The 17,488-nt window shown below is 59.4% G+C and carries 16 protein-coding genes; 5 read left to right on the forward strand and 11 right to left on the reverse strand.

The features are described 5' to 3' along the window. Positions 1-51: 51 nt before the first annotated feature. Together ACT7DV_RS09885 and ACT7DV_RS09890 are read right to left on the reverse strand one after the other, a co-directional pair. Entirely contained in the window at positions 52-717 is a 666-nt protein-coding gene (locus ACT7DV_RS09885; RefSeq protein WP_444662216.1) for a response regulator, read from the reverse strand. After that, on the reverse strand, positions 714-2,084 hold the full coding sequence (locus ACT7DV_RS09890) for a sensor histidine kinase (protein WP_444662218.1): 1,371 nt from the start codon (positions 2,082-2,084) through the stop codon (positions 714-716). Before ACT7DV_RS09890 ends, ACT7DV_RS09885 begins: the two co-directional genes overlap by 4 nt. A 149-nt stretch (positions 2,085-2,233) precedes the next feature. Between ACT7DV_RS09890 and ACT7DV_RS09895 the strand changes: the two genes are divergently transcribed. After that, a complete protein-coding gene (locus tag ACT7DV_RS09895) occupies positions 2,234-2,785 on the forward strand; it encodes an acyl-CoA thioesterase (RefSeq protein ID WP_444662220.1) in 552 nt (183 codons plus the stop codon). Between the two features lie 3 nt (positions 2,786-2,788). Here the strand turns inward: ACT7DV_RS09895 and ACT7DV_RS09900 are convergent, their stop codons facing one another. Further along, positions 2,789-3,400, reverse strand: a complete 612-nt coding sequence (locus ACT7DV_RS09900) for a phosphoribosylanthranilate isomerase (RefSeq protein WP_444662222.1) — start codon at positions 3,398-3,400, stop codon at positions 2,789-2,791. Continuing rightward, complete coding sequence (locus ACT7DV_RS09905; RefSeq protein ID WP_444662224.1) at positions 3,397-4,383, reverse strand: acyl-CoA thioesterase; 987 nt, start codon at positions 4,381-4,383, stop codon at positions 3,397-3,399. The genes ACT7DV_RS09900 and ACT7DV_RS09905 overlap by 4 nt, the downstream gene beginning before the upstream one ends. 89 nt (positions 4,384-4,472) lie before the next feature. Between ACT7DV_RS09905 and ACT7DV_RS09910 the strand changes: the two genes are divergently transcribed. Genes ACT7DV_RS09910 through ACT7DV_RS09920 form a run of 3 tightly spaced genes read left to right on the forward strand, consistent with a single transcriptional unit; the run spans position 4,473 to position 9,778 of the window. Next, positions 4,473-6,215: an ABC transporter ATP-binding protein/permease gene (locus ACT7DV_RS09910; RefSeq protein WP_444662226.1), complete on the forward strand. Its 1,743-nt coding sequence runs from the start codon at positions 4,473-4,475 to the stop codon at positions 6,213-6,215. Beyond that, the gene (locus ACT7DV_RS09915) at positions 6,212-7,972 is read left to right on the forward strand and encodes an amino acid ABC transporter ATP-binding/permease protein (RefSeq protein ID WP_444662228.1); all 1,761 of its coding nucleotides are present in this window, start codon (positions 6,212-6,214) and stop codon (positions 7,970-7,972) included. The genes ACT7DV_RS09910 and ACT7DV_RS09915 overlap by 4 nt, the downstream gene beginning before the upstream one ends. 39 nt (positions 7,973-8,011) lie before the next feature. After that, the gene (locus ACT7DV_RS09920) at positions 8,012-9,778 is read left to right on the forward strand and encodes an FMN-binding glutamate synthase family protein (protein ID WP_444662230.1); all 1,767 of its coding nucleotides are present in this window, start codon (positions 8,012-8,014) and stop codon (positions 9,776-9,778) included. Here the strand turns inward: ACT7DV_RS09920 and ACT7DV_RS09925 are convergent. From ACT7DV_RS09925 to ACT7DV_RS09940, 4 genes are all read right to left on the reverse strand, one after another. Then, on the reverse strand, positions 9,775-10,839 hold the full coding sequence (locus ACT7DV_RS09925) for an enoyl-CoA hydratase/isomerase family protein (protein WP_444662232.1): 1,065 nt from the start codon (positions 10,837-10,839) through the stop codon (positions 9,775-9,777). The genes ACT7DV_RS09920 and ACT7DV_RS09925 overlap by 4 nt on opposite strands. 55 nt (positions 10,840-10,894) lie before the next feature. Continuing rightward, positions 10,895-11,800 carry a LysR family transcriptional regulator gene (locus ACT7DV_RS09930; RefSeq protein WP_444662234.1) on the reverse strand — a complete coding sequence of 302 codons (906 nt, stop codon included), beginning with the start codon at positions 11,798-11,800 and terminating at the stop codon, positions 10,895-10,897. A gap of 46 nt (positions 11,801-11,846) precedes the next feature. Then, the gene (locus tag ACT7DV_RS09935; protein WP_444662236.1) at positions 11,847-12,107 is read right to left on the reverse strand and encodes a hypothetical protein; all 261 of its coding nucleotides are present in this window, start codon (positions 12,105-12,107) and stop codon (positions 11,847-11,849) included. Positions 12,108-12,244: 137 nt separating this feature from the next. Next, on the reverse strand, positions 12,245-12,718 hold the full coding sequence (locus ACT7DV_RS09940) for an Lrp/AsnC family transcriptional regulator (protein WP_171920380.1): 474 nt from the start codon (positions 12,716-12,718) through the stop codon (positions 12,245-12,247). 237 nt (positions 12,719-12,955) lie between these two features. On the opposite strand from ACT7DV_RS09940, the gene ACT7DV_RS09945 reads away from it, so the two are divergent. After that, complete coding sequence (locus ACT7DV_RS09945; RefSeq protein WP_444662238.1) at positions 12,956-14,200, forward strand: MFS transporter; 1,245 nt, start codon at positions 12,956-12,958, stop codon at positions 14,198-14,200. Between the two features lie 51 nt (positions 14,201-14,251). Here ACT7DV_RS09945 and ACT7DV_RS09950 read toward each other — a convergent pair whose 3' ends face one another. The 3 genes from ACT7DV_RS09950 to ACT7DV_RS09960 form a co-directional block, all read right to left on the reverse strand. Continuing rightward, positions 14,252-15,244: an LLM class flavin-dependent oxidoreductase gene (locus tag ACT7DV_RS09950; RefSeq protein ID WP_444662239.1), complete on the reverse strand. Its 993-nt coding sequence runs from the start codon at positions 15,242-15,244 to the stop codon at positions 14,252-14,254. 120 nt (positions 15,245-15,364) lie between these two features. Further along, the gene (locus ACT7DV_RS09955) at positions 15,365-15,568 is read right to left on the reverse strand and encodes a cold-shock protein (RefSeq protein ID WP_013349999.1); all 204 of its coding nucleotides are present in this window, start codon (positions 15,566-15,568) and stop codon (positions 15,365-15,367) included. A 293-nt stretch (positions 15,569-15,861) separates the two neighbouring features. Then, entirely contained in the window at positions 15,862-17,379 is a 1,518-nt protein-coding gene (locus ACT7DV_RS09960; protein WP_444662241.1) for an MFS transporter, read from the reverse strand. Positions 17,380-17,488: the final 109 nt, after the last annotated feature.

Consider the following 17,488-nt stretch of genomic DNA (forward strand, 5'->3'; position numbering starts at 1 on the left):
TCATCAGCTTAGGAAAGCAGTCAGGCTAAGTGATCGATCTGAAGGTTCAAACTATTGGATGAGTCCTGCTCGATGCGCAAATAGAACCCCTTGGACCCGGTCGCGCAGGCCGAGCTTGGCCAGCACGTTGGAGAGATGGGTCTTAACCGTGGCTTCGGATAGCCACAGCGTGGCGGCTATTTCCTGATTGTTTTTGCCCTTGGCTAGTTCGCCGAGAACCTGAAGTTCTCGTTCGGTAAGTTCCTTCAACCGTCCAGACTCGGGACTTGAAGAATGTCCGGCCGCGTCATTGGCCTTGGGCGTCCGTCCTCTGACTAGCTTCAGAGTGACCTCGGGGGAGAGCAACCCATTGCCGGCAGCCACCTGATGCACCGCATTGATGAGCATCTCTGGCTCGCTGTTTTTCAACAGGAATCCGCTGGCTCCGGCATCCATGGCATCGAATAGATAATCGTCGCGATTGAAGGTCGTCAGAACGATGACCTTGGTGTCGGTATGGCCGATGATCTTAGCCGTTGCATCGATGCCATCCAACAGCGGCATTTGTATGTCCATGAGTGCCAAAGTCGGATTCAGCGATTGGACCATCTCAACCCCTGCTACGCCATTCATCGCCGTGCCGACCACCTCGATGCGCTCGTCTGTTTCAAGTATCAGTTTGAGAGAAGAGACGATCAACGGCTGGTCATCACAAATCACCACAGAAATCTTGCTCATGGCACCACCCCTGCGTCTGTTGATGTGACTACTCGAAGCCTGGCGCGAGTACGCCAACCGCGCGGAATACGCGGTCCGATTTCCACCAGACCATGGTGCAAATTCGCGCGTTCTCGAATTCCTCGCAAGCCGAATCCGGTGCCGGAGGAATCAGGACGTGGACGCCCGTCATCGGTCACTTCGACTTCAACCCAGGTGCCCCCTTCGTCGGAGCCTGAGCGCATAGACAGCGTGGCAGTATGCGCGGTGGAATGACGACGCACGTTAGCAAGTGCTTCACCACTGATGCGGTAAAGGGCAAGTGAAAGGCCCGCGGGCAGGCCAGCGATGAAGCCCGGTTCGTGTTCATCGCGCGAGAGATTCACCGTCAGTCCGTGAAGCTCGTTAGCGGTGACCAGCTCGTCAATTCGCGCCATGGATGGTTCCGGGTTCCGGATTCCGTCTGCGGATTCTGGAGCAGGATCATTTCTGTCGTTTTCACGCAGCACTCCGAGCAGCGAGCGGGTTTCCTGCACGGCGCTGCGTGCCGAGGTTTCGATGCCACGCATGAGCTCCAGGGATTTATCCGGGTCGCGGTCATGCACCAGTCGTGCAGCAGAGGCCTGCACTCCCACCGAAGCGATGTGGTGGGCAATGACATCATGCAGTTCGCGGGCGATGCGCAGCCGCTCCTCGTTGACCGCTCGATCAGCCAGCTGCTGTGCCTGGTTGGCGATGCGCTGGGCCTGTTCTCTGACGATTTCGTTGGAGTAGGCATTGGACCAGCTGATCAGGCCGAGGAAAATCGCGCCACCGAAATACATCAGGTTCATCAGGAAGCTGTAGAGGGAATAGGCAATTTCAACCGGCAGCAGTCCCGCGGGATCTTCGACCATTCTCATTCCGGTCGCCGCATACAGGTCCGAGGTGAAGAGCGAAACGACAATCCATACGGCCATGGCCAGAAGCACTACGGTCAAGGATGCCCAGAGGGCTCGGCGATTCCGCGTCCAGGTCACTGCGGTATAGAGGCCAAGGAAGTAGGCCAGTTGTGCGCAGAGCTGCATGCCGACCGTATAGGTTTCCGAAGTGCCGCTGGCAATGAAAGCGACGGAACTGACAAGCATCATTGGAATGGGCCAACGCCGGCGGAACATCAGGGGAAGGATCAACGCAGCCAAGATGAGGAAGGCGAGCGGCCGCTGAACTGCATCCTGCTTTTCGGTCAACGAGAGGACAAGCTCTTGCATCAGCAACGCAAAAAGCAGGAAAGCCAGCGCGAGTACCGCATCCCTGCGCAGGCCTTTGGCGTCCGGCGCCGGGCGCTCCCAGTCGGCCGGCGGCAATGAGGGAAGGCGCCGGTGCAATATATCGGGAAGTCTGCGCATCGAAATCCTAGGCGGAGTTAAACAGATCTAGCACTTTGACCCTACCGTGTTGCCCTGTTGCAGGCATGATCCGCAAGACTTACGCCAAAGGTCGAGGGGAATGCGCCAGTGGGCTAGGCAGAAATGTTACCGAGCGGTAATGTGATGGTATGCACATGATCTTCCGAATCCTCATGATCTTTTTGAACAGCAAAAAAGCCACCAGACTCTCCATGTTCGACACCAGTTCGGTGAATATGCGAGCCACCCTGACCGATATCGACTTCGCCGGCCATATTAATAACGGGATGTACTTCTCGATCTTCGACTTGGGCCGGTTTGATCTCATGTTTCGATCCGGCGTCTGGGACATCATGCGCAAGAACAAATGGACCCCGGTGGTGCAGACCGAAACCATCACCTTCCGCAAATCAGTTAGCCTGGGCGCCAAATTCTCTCAAGAGACTCGGCTGCTGGGGCTGGATGACAAGTGCATCTACTTTGAACAGCGCATCGTCGTCAAGGGCGAGATCTATGCCCGCGCCTATATCGCCACCCGCATGACGTCTAAAAAGGGCGCCGTTTCGAATGATGAGATACTGGCTGCGGTGGGACTCGAAGTTCCTGAAGATCGCGTGGTGCCGGAGTGGATTCACCAGTGGCGCGAGCAGGGAGCCCTGCCAGGCTCGCGCAAGCCTGCGCCTCACAACTGGATCCACTAGAACCTAGGCGCCTTTGGCGGCGTCGACAAACTGGGCAATCAGCGCAGGATCTTTGACACCTCGTGAGGATTCGACCCCCGAGGAGACATCGGCTCCTGTTGCCTCGGAGAGCGCCAAAGCCTCGACGACGTTCTGCGGATTCAGCCCGCCAGCCACCAGCCAGCGGCGACCGGCTGCCAGTTCGCGAACCGCAGCATAATCCCAGCTCTTGCCGCTGCCGGGAACAGAAGCATCAATGAGCAAGAGGTCCTCGCCCCAATCGGAAAACTCCTCTGCGTTTGCATCGCTGCGGACTGCGCGGATGACCTTGAGACCCGCAGCATGGGCAAGATTCACATCTTCGGCAGAACGCTGGCCATGCAGCTGGACCCAGCCCACCGCAGCATCCGTGGCCCGCTGGAGCACCGTTGGCAGATCCTCCGTGTGGAAAACGGCAACGGTGGCGATGCCTTCTGGGACGAGGGAAACCAGCTGTGCGGCCTGTTGCACAGCCACCTCTCGGGGGCTCGCCGTGAGCACGAAGCCAATAGCATCGGCGCCGTGCTGGACCGCGACTTGGACATCCTGAGCGGTAGACAGCCCGCAGACCTTTACGAAGGGCAAGCGATCACTCACGAGGCGCTCGATTCCGCGAGGTGCACCGGGGTATATCCGCCAGGAGCATTGGCCCGGATGGCCACCAGTTCACGGGCGTGTTCCCACAAACGCTGGTCTTCGGCGCTGACTGGAACCCATGGCTTCACCGGTACCGCGGTGCCGGTCTCGTCGCGAGTCACCATCACGGTCAGGCAGTAGGTGGTCAGGTTCATTTCCCGGGTCTTCGGGTCGCCCGAACGCACATGCACCGCAATGTGCATGCCCTTGTTGCCGGTGTAGACCAGCCGCGCTTCGACTTCCACCAGATGGCCGATGAGCAGTGGCCGGTAGAAACGAATGCCACCGGAGAAGACCGCAACAGTTTCCTGCTGGCAGTATCGCGCCGCGCACAGCTCCGCGGCCTCATCGATCCACTTCATCACCATGCCACCGTGCACCTTGCCGCCCCAGTTCACATCGGTAGGCGAAGCCATGAAACGCAGGGTCACGCGTTCAGCGGTGCCTTCATCGGTGTACTGCTGGTCCTTCATCGAGGCAACAATTTGTTCACGGATATCGATGCGCGCCAAAGCGTTCTCGCGCAGTTCGATTTCCCGCGGCGTTCCAGGCATGAAGCCGGGAACCGGAGTTGGCTTGCCGTCGTCACCGACGGCAACAAAAATCACCAGGCAGTTGCTGGATGCCACCGGGCGCAATTCACGAGGGTCTTGGAAGGACACTTCGGTATGGATATGCATGGAGCTGCTACCGGTATAAACCACCGATGCGGTGACTTCCACCAGGTCGCCCGAATGGATAGGGTCTGCAAAATGTATGTTGCCCACGTACGCGGTAACGCAATAGCTGGAAGACCAACCCACGGCGGCCGCATAGGCTGCCTTGTCAACCCATTCAAGAACGGTGCCTGCAGGAACGATCCCGGTGACATCTACGTCAGTCGGGGCCGCGAGGAATCGCAGGGTGACGGAATGGGGGCGCTGTTTCAGCTCCGAAGTGCTCATGCCTTACAGTTTCGCCTACTTTCCGCGCCACCGGCAATGTGTGACAAGCGCTCCGCAAGGCAGGACCGGATCTGTCCTAGGATAGTGATGTGCGTAGGGTCTTTGGAATTTTTTCGGCAGCAACTGCAATCGTGGTGGCGCTCAGCCTCATTGCCGCCGCTGGAACCGCGGGGTTTGTGGTCCTGCTGGGCCAGGGCTTTGACCGGCTGCACACCGGCTCATCATTAGACGCCCAATGGTATATCGGCGTGGCCGGTGAACTGCTGGCTTTGCTCATCGCAACCTTCTTGATCCCCGTCGTGATCTCCCATGACAGCCAAGCACTGACTAGCTTTCAACGTTCCAAATTGCTCAAGCACTACCTCTCCATTGGCCCTTTGGCCGTACGCCGTGTCGGCGAAGGGGAGCTGGTGCACGCAGCCATGGATTCGGTGGAACGATCTGTGAAGTATCGTTCGAGTTTTATTGGGCCAGCCAGTGCCGCCGTGGTCACCCCGGTATTGATCCTGATTTTCATCGCGTTCTTTGTCGACCCGCTCAGCGCGATACTCCTCGTGATTCCCACAGCCTTGGTTCCGGTGATCGTACTTGGATTTCAACGCCGTTTCGGTTCAGCCAATGGACAATACCGCAGGGCCCAAGGCATCCTCTCGGCCACCTTCTTGGATGCGTTGCGCTCATTGAACATGCTAAAACTCAACGGTGGCAGTGACTGGATGGGCCAGGCCATTAATGCGGCCACTGAGCAGGTGCGTCAACAGGTCATGAAATTGTTGGCCCGAAACCAGCTGATCCTTCTGGTCATTGATTCCAGTTTTGCCGTGCTGCTGTTGGCCAGCGCCTCGCTGCTGGCGTGGTGGCGTGCGGGCAGCGGGGCCATCCCCCCGGGTTCTGCCATAACGCTTGTCATCTTGAGCTACCTGATGCTGGCGCCAGTCAACTATGTAGGCAGCTTCTTCTACATCGGGATGACCGGGAAAGCGGCGGAGAAAAAACTGGCCGAAATTGAAGACATTTCAATGCATCCGTCCATGGCCAACCCGCTGCGGGTGAACCTCGCTGGCAACGGATTATTCATTGAGCATCTGTGCGCCAGCTATAGCGGCAGCGACCTTGCCTTGGACGACATCAATCTGCGATTCCCCGCAGGTTCCCGCACAGCTGTCATTGGGGCGTCGGGCAGCGGCAAGAGCACTTTGATCCGCGTGCTCCAAGGGCAACTCGAATCCACCTCGGGGACAATCCATGATGGGCGCCAGCCCATGGGACCAGCCACTCTCAAGGCCAACAGTGCCGTCGTTGAACAACAGGCCACGCTCTTTGGCGTGAGCCTGCGCGAAAACCTGCAACTGGCAGCCCCAGCCGCCACGGACAGCCAGCTGCTCGCTGCCATCAAGCAGGTTGGAATGGATACCTGGCTCGCAGCACAACCGCAGGGCCTCGACCAGCAGCTTGGCGAGGGTGGCGCCCGGCTCTCTGGAGGGCAAGCCCAGCGCCTGTCTCTGGCCCGCGCATTGCTAGCCGACCGGCCGATTCTGCTGCTTGATGAACCCACCAGCGCACTGGACGTGCACAGCGAAGCCGGCATCATCCAGACCCTACGTGAACTGGACCCATCCACCACGATCATCACCGTCACCCATCGTTTGGGATTACTGGCCGATTATGACCTTGTGGTGGTCATGGACCACGGACGAGTGATTCAAGCAGGCCCGCGCCAAGAGCTCCTTGTGCAAGAAGGGTATCTCAAGAACGCCATTCAAAATCTGAACCAGCGCACCGCAATGCTGCAATCCAGCGGCCTGAATCCACTTGAGGAGGGGCAAGCATGAATAGCGAAAGGAAGCACACGGCTGCCACCATCTTCTGGCTGATTGGAACCACCAAAGATCTGCTGGCGCCACTGGCGCTGGCCAGCATCTTCTCCTGCCTGACCAGGTTGATTTCACTTGGCATCTATGTCCTGGCAGGCGCTGGGCTGGTCAAAATCCTCGACTTGCAGGATCTCGTGGCGTTGCAGTTCCTGGACTCGGGAGGGATGGCTGGACTCATCATTATTCTGGGCCTGGCCAAAGGCGTACTGCGCTATTTGGAACAATATGTCGGCCACCGGGTTGCCTTCCTCTCCCTGGCACGCCTGCGCCGCCGAATGTATGCCGCCTTCGAACACCAAGCACCCTTTAGCGCAGCCACCAAGAATTCTGGAAGCCTCCTAGCGCGAGCCACGAGCGATATCGACAAGGTCGAAGTATTCTTTGCCCACACACTGCCGCCCGCGGTGTCAGCGGTAGTGGTCAGTGCCGTAGCCACGTGGGCAACATGGACCCAGTTTGGAGAGCAGCCAGCGCTGATTGTGCTTGGCGCATACCTGCTCATTGGTGTCATTATCCCCGTCTTTGGCGTGCGCACCCTGCGTTCTGATGCAACTATCATCGCCGAGGCCCGCGGTGTGCAAAACCAGCTACTCGCCGAATCCCTGGCCGGTGTAGAGGTTCTTCATGGCTTCCACGCTGGCAACAAGACCATGCAACGGCTACGCGACAGCACCAGCGAAGCGGGCACCGCTGCGCTGAGCACGGGAAAGATCACGGCTGTCCGAGCTGCCCTGACCCAGATGATCATGTGGGGCACCCTGCTTGCGCTGTTCATTGTCCTTAGCATCCAGGGGCAACTGGGTGCGCTGGTGATTCTGTCTTGTGCACTCGTCCCTTCATTCGAAGCAGTCCGCGCCGTAGATGGATTCATCCTCGGGTTGCAGGATTCGCTGGCAAGCGCTCGGCGGCTGCACGCCACAGCTACCCGCAAGCCGCAGGTCACCGACCCTGCCCGTCCCGAGGCGTTGCCGGAAACCGGTGAGCTATTAATCCAGGGGCTCGGGATCAGCTACGGTTCGAGCAGCGTGGTGCAGGGTGCAGATCTGGCTATGCGCCCCGGCGAAGCTGTGGCTCTGGTTGGTGCCAGCGGTTCAGGAAAATCTTCAGTCGCCTCAGCGCTGGTGCGTGCACTGGAATACACCGGCACCATCAGCTTTGGCGGTGTCGACATCACCGCGGCGAGCCTTGAAGAACTGCGCAGCAGGGTCATCCTCGTCTCACAGGAGGCGCTGACCGTGCGCGGCACCGTGCGCGATAACCTGTTGTTGGGTATGAAGGAGATCAACGACGACCAGCTGCTGGCAGTGCTGGAAGAATTGGGCCTGGGGACTTGGCTAGCCCAGCAAAAGTCTGGTCTCGACACTCGGCTCGGTGACCGCGGCGCACGAGTATCGGGCGGGCAACGCCAGCGCTTGGCGCTGGCCCGCGCGCTGATCCGCGAACCAGCTGTCCTGATCCTGGACGAATCGACCAGCGCACTGGATGCCGCCACCGAGCAACGTGTGCTGGGGGCAGTTGAACGCCGCCGCCAACAGGGAATGGCCGTGGTGATGATCAGCCACCGCCTCGCCACAGTCGGGCAGGCACAGCTGATCGTGGTCCTTGATGAAGGCGTTGTTGCCGAACGCGGCAATGCCGCCGAACTGCTGGCCCAAGAAGATTCGCTCTTCTCCCAGATGGCCATGCGCGAGGTGGACCGGATCTTGCCGGGCTAAATGCCTGACAAGTGGGCACTGGGCTACTAGGCTCGCATCATGATGCGAAGTGTGGTTCTCCTGTTCCTCGGCGTGCTCGCTACCGGGTTTGTCGTCACCGCTATCTTGGCTAGTACTTCTGGCGGCTGGGTCTGGTGGATCTTGGTGGCTCTGACCGGACTGCTGGTTCTGCTGGGAGTTCATGATCTTGTGCAGAAAAAGCATGCAATTCTGCGCAACTTCCCGATTGTCGGGCATGCACGTTATCTCTTTGAATTCATCCGCCCGGAAATCCAGCAGTACTTCATCGAACGAAACACCGATGGCAAGCCCTTTGACCGCGACACCCGTTCCCTGGTCTACGCGCGGGCCAAGGGCGCCGACAGCCACAAGGCCTTTGGCACCGAACGCAATGTGAATAGCGTGGGCCACGAATACCTGTTGCACTCTGCCGCTCCGGTGGCACCGCCAACCAGCCAATTTCGCGTCAAGGTCGGCTCCAGCCAATGTACCCAGCCCTATGAGATTTCACTGATGAATATCTCCTCCATGAGCTTTGGCTCATTGTCGGCCAACGCCGTCCTGGCAATGAACAAGGGCGCAGAAATGGGCGAGTTCGTCCACGAAACAGGTGAAGGCGGACTGACCAAATACCACCTGGAATACGGGGCGGATCTGTTCTGGGAAATCGGCTCAGGCTACTTTGGCTGCCGCACACCGGAAGGCCGATTCAATCCCGAGACGTTCGCCGCGAAGGCCCAACACGAGAACGTCAAAGGCATCACCATCAAGCTATCCCAGGGGGCCAAGCCGGGGTTGGGTGGCGTGTTGCCGGCTGCCAAGGTCACCTCGGAAATCTCCGAAGCCCGTGATGTGCCGATGGGCATCGACTGCATTTCGCCGGCGAGCCACGCCGAGTTTTCCACCCCGCGCGAGTTGATGCACTTTGTTGCGAAATTGCGCGAGCTCAGCGGCGGCAAGCCGGTGGGCATCAAATTCTGCGTGGGGTCTCGTACGGACGTGATGGCTATGTGCAAGGGCATGCTGGAGACCGGAATTCTCGTTGACTTCATCACCGTGGACGGGGCCGAAGGCGGAACCGGGGCAGCGCCGCTGGAGTACGAGGACCATGTGGGGGCGCCTCTAACCGAGGGGCTGATGCTGCTGCACAATACCTTGGTGGGGGCTGGGCTGCGCGATGAAATCCGTGTGGCGGCGGCAGGCAAAGTCGCCAACGGATCCGACATCATCAAACGGCTCATCCAGGGCGCGGACTTCACGTTCTCGGCGCGCTCCATGATGATGGCCACTGGGTGCATTCAAGCGCAGCAATGCCATACGAACCATTGCCCGGTAGGCGTGGCCACCCAGAACAAGCGGCTGATGCGTGCCTTGGATGTCGAGGACAAGGGGCACCGCGTCTATAACTACCACCGCTTGACGGTGACCGAATGCGCGCAAATCATGGCGTCCATGGGACTGAGCAGCCCAACCCAGCTGAATACGAGAATGCTCCGTCGACGCGTGAACCTGCAGTCCACCCGCTCCTACGCCACGCTCTTCCACTGGCTGCGCCCCGGTGAACTACTGGAGGACGCCCCAGGTTCGTGGAAAGAGGATTGGGACGAAGCCGATGCCGACCACTTCGGCGAGCACGCGCCGTTGCACTTTGAGGTACCCCAGGGCGTCGGCATCGAACCCGCCACGGTGCGCGAACCCCAAGATGCGGTCAGCGCACCTCGCATCGAGCCCAAGGATTCTGCAAAGGTCCGCCCGGTGCATGCTGATGTCACCCGTCCCGAAGGCAAGCCCGGCGCAGATAGCTAGTCCCGCGAGCCCTCTGCCAACAACCGCAATCCGTGTTGATCAACTTCGCTTATGAAGGCAGGCGACCATTGCGGTTTGCGGTCTTTGTCGATCACCTGCGCACGGATGCCTTCGGCAAGATCAGGCTGGTGCATCAAGTGGCGGGCCACGCGCAATTCCCGGTCCAGCGCCGAGCGGAGGTCTTGATCGACGCGTGCCTGGCGCACCGTGTAGAACGCCGAGCTCACGCTGGAGGGCGAGTTGGCCAAGAGTAATTGGGTCGCCTGCCGTGCTGCCGGGTGCACCATCTGCTCCAGCCGTTCGAGCACCTCTTGCGGGCTATCGGCGCTGAAGGCGTGATCCACCCAGCCCTGGCTCAGTTCCAAGGCATGGGATTCAGGGGCACCATGCAGTACCTCGATGGCCGAGATGATTTCTGCGGAGGACAGCCCCACCAGCTCGTCGAGCTCGTCCAGGATATTCTCCGCGAAGGAATCGGTGACCACGACATCAGCAAACCCGAGGTAGACCGCATCGGCGCCGGTAAAGGACGCTGCGCTCATGGCGAAGTACTCGCCAAAATGCCCGGGAGCGTTAGCCAGCAAATGTGTTCCACCCACATCGGGGGTATAACCGATTTTCGCTTCTGGCATGCCCATGGTGGCGCTGGAAGTCGCCAAGCGCACCGGTGCATGGGAAGCCAGGCCCACACCGCCGCCCATGGTGATGCCGTGAGCCAAGCTGATCAGTGGTTTGGGATAGCTGGAGATCAGGTAATCCAGATCGAACTCCATGGCCAGCAGGTCGATGAATTCCTGATGGCTTCCGGTGGTGATGGCGCGATGGAAATCGGCAATATCGCCGCCGGCGCAGAAGGCCCGCTCGCCGCGACCGGTCAGCAGGACCAGGGAAATCGAGGAATCCTCGGCCCATGCAGCCAGCACGCGGGTCAGTTCGGTGAGCATCTGCAGAGTCAGCGCGTTCAGCTTGGCCGGCCGATCCAGCTGGATGTGGCCGATGGGGCCATAGATATGGGAAACAACATTCGTTGCCGTGCCGGCTGGCGCGCGACGAGATTCCACGGTTGACTCCTCGTAGATGATCGGGCACCTGTGGTGCCGGTGGAACGGGCGAGAACTACTGGGCCAGGATTTGGGCCAGGCGGTCCAAGACCAGTGCGGCTTTCGGCTTCTTCGAGTTCTCTGGCTTCAACGCGAAGATGGAACGGGCCAGGCGGATTTCAGGGGCATCGACAATGCGGATGCCCTTGGGGGCATTGGCCATGGCCAGGTCTGGGACCAGTGCCGCACCGAGTCCCGAGGAGACCAAGCTCAGCGAGGCGTTGAAGTCGTCGCAGTAGGCCGCCACCTGGGGATGGATGTTGTACGAGGAGAACAGCCGGGAAATCAATGTCGCATCCGAGGTGCCCGGGTGGTGGAAGATCCAAGGCCACTCTGCCAGCTGGTCTACGGTGAGCTGGGAATCGTCGGCAATGGGCCATGAAGCAGGGATCACCACGCGGAACTGGTCGTCACCCAGCCAGGTGCGTTCCAGCGAGGCCGGCCAGGACAGCCCGCCGGGTCCTACCTGGAAGATCAGGGCCAGATCGAGATCGCCACCGGTGCCCAGGCCGGCGACGGTCTGTTGCGGTTCGCCGATCCACAAGCGCAGGTTGACGCCCAGGGAGGCCCAATCTGGGGCTTTGAGAATTTGCGGCAGCGCATAGGTTGCCAGCGAAGGGAAGATGCCCAGCTTGATTTCTTCAAGATCGGTGGCATCGGTAGAGATCGTGGCGACATCGGCCATAAGAGCGTCAAGGTCGGTCAGCACGCGCTTTGCGTGGCGGACCATGCGCATGGCTCCCGGGGTGGGGGTGATCGAACGGGCGCCGCGGACGAACAAGGTAGTCCCGGTGCTGCGTTCCAGCGCTGTCATCTGCTGGGATACAGCACTGGCCGTGTAGCCGAGGCGTGTTGCGGCCGTGGCAAAGGAACGATGCGCGACTACTTCGAGCAGGGTGCGCAGGTGAACTGGATTAATCACTTCTAAAGTCTATGGCCTTTAGCCCAAGATTTGCTTAGCCGCGACGCTAGTCTTCGTCCTCTGGTTCAAACCGCTCGTCTTCACCGTCTTCCGAATCATCGCTGGGGAATTCATTATCCAGATCTTCTTCGGTTTCCAGATCGTCATCATAGAGGTATTGGCGCTGGGCCAGCGGATCATGATTGCGCATGGTCTCCGGCATATCGCTGGAGCCCTCGTAGGCCTGTGAATCACGGCCATCATCTGGCTCATAGATGTCGTTGCCGAATTCCGGCGCGAACTCTGTCGGTTCAAATTCCCTGCTCATGACGTACTCCTTCGCTGATACGAGGGACCCGCCAGGAAGTCGGGGGATTCTCCTCGTGACTTCTCGTAGCACCAGCGTAGGACCGTATAACCCGAAACGAAAGTCTTGTTTTATCGGTCAGAGAGTGAATGACTTACTTAATGATCGTGTTCGGAATAGTGCTCCAGCAGCGGAGAGGCACGATAGGCCAAATGCGTGTGCAACGCGAAGGTGGTTTCCGAACGAGTGACGCCCTTGATGCGCAAAATTTGACGCAGTGCAGACTGCAGCTGGTGCGTGTCGGTGGCGATCAGCCGGACCCAGGCATCGCCGCGCCCGGAGGTCTCGTGGATTTCCAGGACATTGGGGATCTGCCGCAGCGCGGTGATCACCGTATCGAGGTCCCGGTGATTAACTTCCAGGGTGACAAAGGCGAGCACGTCGTAGCCCAGCTTGGCGAGGTCGATGTCCCGTCCGCCATCACGCAGAATTTCCGAACGCTGCAGCCGGCGCAACCTTGACTGTGCCGTGTTGCGGGCAATGCCAACCTCATCAGCTAGTTCGGAGATCTGGATGCGCGGATCCTTGATGAGGGCAAGCAATACTTTGAGGTCTACGTCGTCTAATCGCACTATATGCTCACTCCAGGCGCTCGCGAAGGCCACTATTTTGACCAAACTGCTCAAATCCTAGCAAGAATTCACTCGGCTTGCTTTGAAAGCAGGGATATTAGTGAAAGAACGATCTGTTGCAGTAGACAAACTCAAGCAGAACGCTCAACTCACCGGTGGGGCAGCGAGTGGCTCCACCGGTAAAAATCTTTCAGGACGATCCTGGACGCCAAGGCCTCAACTAATTTGATACCGGGAGTGAACTTGTCAGTTATCAGCGAACTGCGCATGCAACCCATGCGGCAGCGCTCCCTATCCTGGAATCCCGGATTAACCACACGGCTGGTTATCACGGTAGCGGTCAGTTTCCTGCTGTTGGTTGGCGCCAATCTGGCCACCCCGCTGTATCCGGCACTGCAGGCAGAACTGCACCTTGGCGCAATGGGAACGACCATCGCCTTCGCCAGCTACGTCTGCTCGCTGATGTTCTTCTTGTGCACCGTGGGCCACTGGTCCGATCACATCGGCCGCCGTGCCGCCCTGGTGATCGCAGTGCTCGTATCCCTGGCCGGAACCTTCGTTTTCGGTTCGGCTTCCAGCCTCCTTGAGCTGTGCATCGGTCGCGGACTGCAAGGAGCCGGTGTCGCCCTGGCAACTGGTGCCAGTGCCGCCGCGCTGCGCGAGCTGCTGCCATCCAAGCCTGAGTGGGCATCGCGCTTCACCCTGCTGGCTTCTTCCGGCGGCGTGGCCTTCGGCCCGGTTCTGGGCGGCTTGCTGGCTGACCTTCCAGGTGGGCGCAGCACCGTGTTCATGCTCCAGGCGGTGCTCCTGGTGCTGGTGATGATTCCGCTGAGCACACTCCAAGCCCGGCCGGCAATCGCCATGGCTGAACGCGGCCAGCGCGGCAAGGCGCTGGCGCCTCGGCGCTTGGGCATTCCCAGCACCGCGCGGTCCCAATTCTGGCTGGCCGCTATGGTGGGCTTCTTGAGCTTCGCAATCTTCGGATTTGTGCTCTCGCTCGCTCCGGGATACTTTGCGCAAGCCTTTGACCTGGATGGGCTGTGGATCATCGGGCTGATAGCCGGGCTGCCTTTGGGCGTCTCGGCGCTCTCGCAGGTGGTGGTGCGTGGCGGCGCAAAACTCTTGCCCGCAGGTTTGGGCCTGATGGCAGTATCAACCGTCTTGCTGGCGGCAGCCGCTGAACACAAATTGTTGTTCCTCGCATTGCTGGCCTTGGTGATTCTTGGCCTGGGCCAGGGAATGAGTTTCCGAACGGCCTTTGGCCGGGCAGTGGATGCCGTTAGCGACCGGCAGCATGCCCAGACGGTGTCAACCATTTACCTGGTGACCTACCTTGGCAGCGCAGTTCCGGTGATTGCCCTGGGCTGGGCTGTGGGAGTCTTCGGCCAAGAAGCCAGCATTCTGGTCTTTGCCATCTGCTGCTCGGTGCTGGCTGCCGGCTTGGGACTGTGGGCTATCGCTTCACAGCGCACCAAAAACTAGCCTTAAAGCACTGTGTCCCGGCAAATTGCCGGGACACAGTACTTTAACGACCTACTTGGCTGCGGCCAGCGCGCTGGCTTTAGCCGTGATCATGACCGAGTCCAGCCGATCTTGCTCTTCAGTGGGGTAATGGATCGTAATCAGTTCATCTGCCTGAGCGGCTGTGGCGAAGTGCCGAAGGTAGTCTGCCACCTGCTCACCGGTGCCCACTGCCGTGTATCGCATCATGTCGAGGATTTGCTCCGCCTGGGGAGTGTCCATGAGCATATCTACTTCTGCTTCAGTGAAGTCTTTCTTGGCATTGCGCCCCAGGAAGCTGGCCACGCGGTGACGCTTGGCAACGTTCAGCACTTCATGGGCCTTCTCGGCGGTTTCCGCTGCGGCTACACCGACCCCAGCGATGACGTAAGGCTCGGCCAGCTGGGCCGATGGGGTGAACTCCTCGCGGTAGACACGGATCGCTTGATGCAGCGCCGCAGGAGCGAAGTGGGAGGCGAAGGAGTATGGCAGGCCCAGCTGGGCGGCGAGCTTTGCGCCAAATAGCGAGGATCCCAGGATGTACAGGGGGACGTTGGTCCCTGCGCCCGGGGTTGCCTGCACCGTGGGAATGCGCGACTCGCCAGCCAGGTAAGCCTGGAGCTCCAGAACATCATGGGGGAAGGAATCGGCGGCCGAAGGCTCGCGGCGCAGTGCGCGCAACGTGGTCATGTCGGTGCCCGGCGCACGCCCCAGGCCCAAATCGATGCGATCCCCGTAGATGGAGGCCAAGGTGCCGAACTGTTCAGCAATCACCAAAGGAGAGTGGTTGGGCAGCATGACGCCACCTGAACCCAGTCGAATGGTTTTTGTGTGATGGGCTACGTGGCTGATGACCAGCGAGGTGGCGCTGGAGGCGATGGTCGGCATGTTGTGGTGCTCGGCATACCAGACCCGTTCGTAGCCATGGCGTTCAGCGGTTTGCGCCAGTCGGACGGAGGACTTGAAAGAGTCGGAAATACTTTGCCCGGGTGCGACCGGGGCAAGATCCAGAATAGAAAGCTTCACCTTTAATGTAACCAGCGTGTGTAATAAAGTATTCCGGGAAGTGACTGCCTCAATATAAAAAGATGGCCACCCACTGGGTGACCATCTTTTGAAAAGTCAGGCGTTAGCCAAAGACCTTCTTTAGAGAGCGCGGATGTCTGCAGCCTGCAGACCCTTTGGACCCTCTACAACTTCGAACTCGACCTTCTGGCCTTCGTCCAGGGTGCGGAAGCCCTGGGTCTGGATGGCGGAGAAGTGAGCGAAGACATCTGGGTCTCCGCTGTCTGGAGCGATGAAGCCGAAGCCCTTTTCAGCGTTGAACCACTTTACGATTCCGGTTGCCATATTACTTTTTGGTCCTTTCAGACGTTTCTCGCCAGTTTTATTGGCGAGCTTGGTTGTAATCTACGCAAGTGCTGCAACCCGTGGGGACAGCTATTGTTGCGAAGCAGCCAAGTCATTCACTTCACGTCTAGAAGGGGGCTCGCGTCAACCGAGGTGGTTCGACATTCACATACTTCTAACGGGTACTTCGCGAATTACTTTGGAACTACTCTGCCTAGCCTACGTGTTTGCCGTCAACAATTGAACAACTTTGAACCAATTAATCAAAAATTTGGGTAAGTGGTTCGTTGAGTTCACCGAATTGCCGGTTTGATGACGCGCAATACGAGAACTGCAGCCACCAATGACAACAGGCTGGCGATACTCGAGGTGAGTAATACGCCGTGGTCGAAGGCCTGCGCAGCAGACTCAATGAGCGCTTGCGCGTCGCTGCCATTCAGGGACGAAGCCACCTGGTGCGCCCCGCCGAGTGTTTCGCCGGCCAGTTCGGTTTGCTCCGGGCTCAGCGAACCGGGCACGAGCAGCTTCGAGGAATATACGGAATTCAAGATGGTGCCCAGCACTGCCACGCCCAAGACCGAACCAATCTCATACGCTGTCTCCGAAATTGCCGATGCGGCCCCGGCCTTGGAAGCGGGAACAGCCGCCAAGGTCATGTCGTTGGACAGGGTCTCGGTCATGCCGATGCCGGTTCCCAGCAACGCGAACGCCACCATGAGCAGGACGGCATTGGATCCCTCGCCAGCCACCATGACCAGCAAATAGGCAATGGCCGAGAAAACCAGGCCCACGGCCATGATGTTCGGTGATCCGAAGCGGCGGGAGAGGGCGACGGCGACCAGCCCGAAGAGCATGGTGAGCACCAGCCCCGGAGTCATCCACAGCCCCGCTTCAATCGGGCTCAGGCCGGCGATCAGCTGCAGGTGCTGGGAGACGAAGTAGATGAAACCGACCAGCGAGAACACTCCGATGAGGTTAACCATCAAGGCTCCGGAAAAAGGGGCGTTCTTGAACAGACGCACGTCGAGCATCGGAGATTCTTGCTTCAGCTGGCGGCGCACGAAGGCCACACCGCAAATTACAGCCACGCCCACCGCAGCCACCAGGACAAACCATGGCGCGGTGGTGAAGGACTTAATAGCGTAGGTGAAGGGCAACAAGGCGAAAATGATCAGCACAATTGACAGCGGATCAACGCGTCCCGGATTCGGGTCCTTGGATTCGGGTACCAGGATCAGGCCACCGATCAGCAATGGCAAGAGCATTGGCACGGCCATCAGGAAAACTGATCCCCACCAGAAGTGCTCCAGCAGCAGGCCGCCGACAATCGGGCCCAGGACCGCGCCACCGGAGAATGCCGCCGCCCAAACCGCGACGGCAGCACGGCGTTCGGTGGCGTCCGGGAAGATGGTGCGGATCAGCGACAGGGTTGCCGGCATGAGCATTGCGCCAAAGATGCCGAGCAGTGCGCGGGCTGCCACCAGCTGTTCGGCATTGGTGGCAAAGGCCGCGACGGCCGAGACCAGAGCGAATCCTGTGGCACCAATCAATAGCAGCCGGCGCCGGCCGATGCGGTCGCCAAAAGAACCCATTGGAACCAAAAGGCCAGCCAGGACCAGCGGATAAATATCGATGATCCACAGCAGCTGGTTGCCGCTGGGGGAGAGCGCGGCGGTAATGGCGGGTACTGCGAATGACAGGACGGTGTTGTCCACGGAAATGAGCAGGACCGGGAAGATGAGAACAGCTAACGCCGCCCAGCGGCGCGGCTTGCTGAGAACCGTGGCGCGTTCGGAGATGTTTGAGCTCATGGCTTTCACCCTTTGGGGTTTCGTGATTGGACGGTGGAGATGACCACTCCAGTTAACTGTACCGTCCGGACGGTATAGTTACAATCGGCGATAAGGTTAAATCGCTCAC

Origin of the sequence: Glutamicibacter sp. TV12E, assembly GCF_052441935.1 — a bacterium.
Lineage (GTDB): Bacteria > Actinomycetota > Actinomycetes > Actinomycetales > Micrococcaceae > Glutamicibacter.

What these genes read in the sequence shown, in the direction of transcription:
- ACT7DV_RS09885 (WP_444662216.1), bottom strand. Translation starts at nt 717, where the DNA reads ATGAGCAAGATTTCTGTGGTGATTTGTGATGACCAGCCGTTGATCGTC.
- ACT7DV_RS09890 (WP_444662218.1), bottom strand. Translation starts at nt 2,084, where the DNA reads ATGCGCAGACTTCCCGATATATTGCACCGGCGCCTTCCCTCATTGCCG.
- ACT7DV_RS09895 (WP_444662220.1), top strand. Translation starts at nt 2,234, where the DNA reads ATGCACATGATCTTCCGAATCCTCATGATCTTTTTGAACAGCAAAAAA.
- ACT7DV_RS09905 (WP_444662224.1), bottom strand. Translation starts at nt 4,383, where the DNA reads ATGAGCACTTCGGAGCTGAAACAGCGCCCCCATTCCGTCACCCTGCGA.
- ACT7DV_RS09915 (WP_444662228.1), top strand. Translation starts at nt 6,212, where the DNA reads ATGAATAGCGAAAGGAAGCACACGGCTGCCACCATCTTCTGGCTGATT.
- ACT7DV_RS09920 (WP_444662230.1), top strand. Translation starts at nt 8,012, where the DNA reads ATGATGCGAAGTGTGGTTCTCCTGTTCCTCGGCGTGCTCGCTACCGGG.
- ACT7DV_RS09935 (WP_444662236.1), bottom strand. Translation starts at nt 12,107, where the DNA reads ATGAGCAGGGAATTTGAACCGACAGAGTTCGCGCCGGAATTCGGCAAC.
- ACT7DV_RS09955 (WP_013349999.1), bottom strand. Translation starts at nt 15,568, where the DNA reads ATGGCAACCGGAATCGTAAAGTGGTTCAACGCTGAAAAGGGCTTCGGC.
- ACT7DV_RS09960 (WP_444662241.1), bottom strand. Translation starts at nt 17,379, where the DNA reads ATGAGCTCAAACATCTCCGAACGCGCCACGGTTCTCAGCAAGCCGCGC.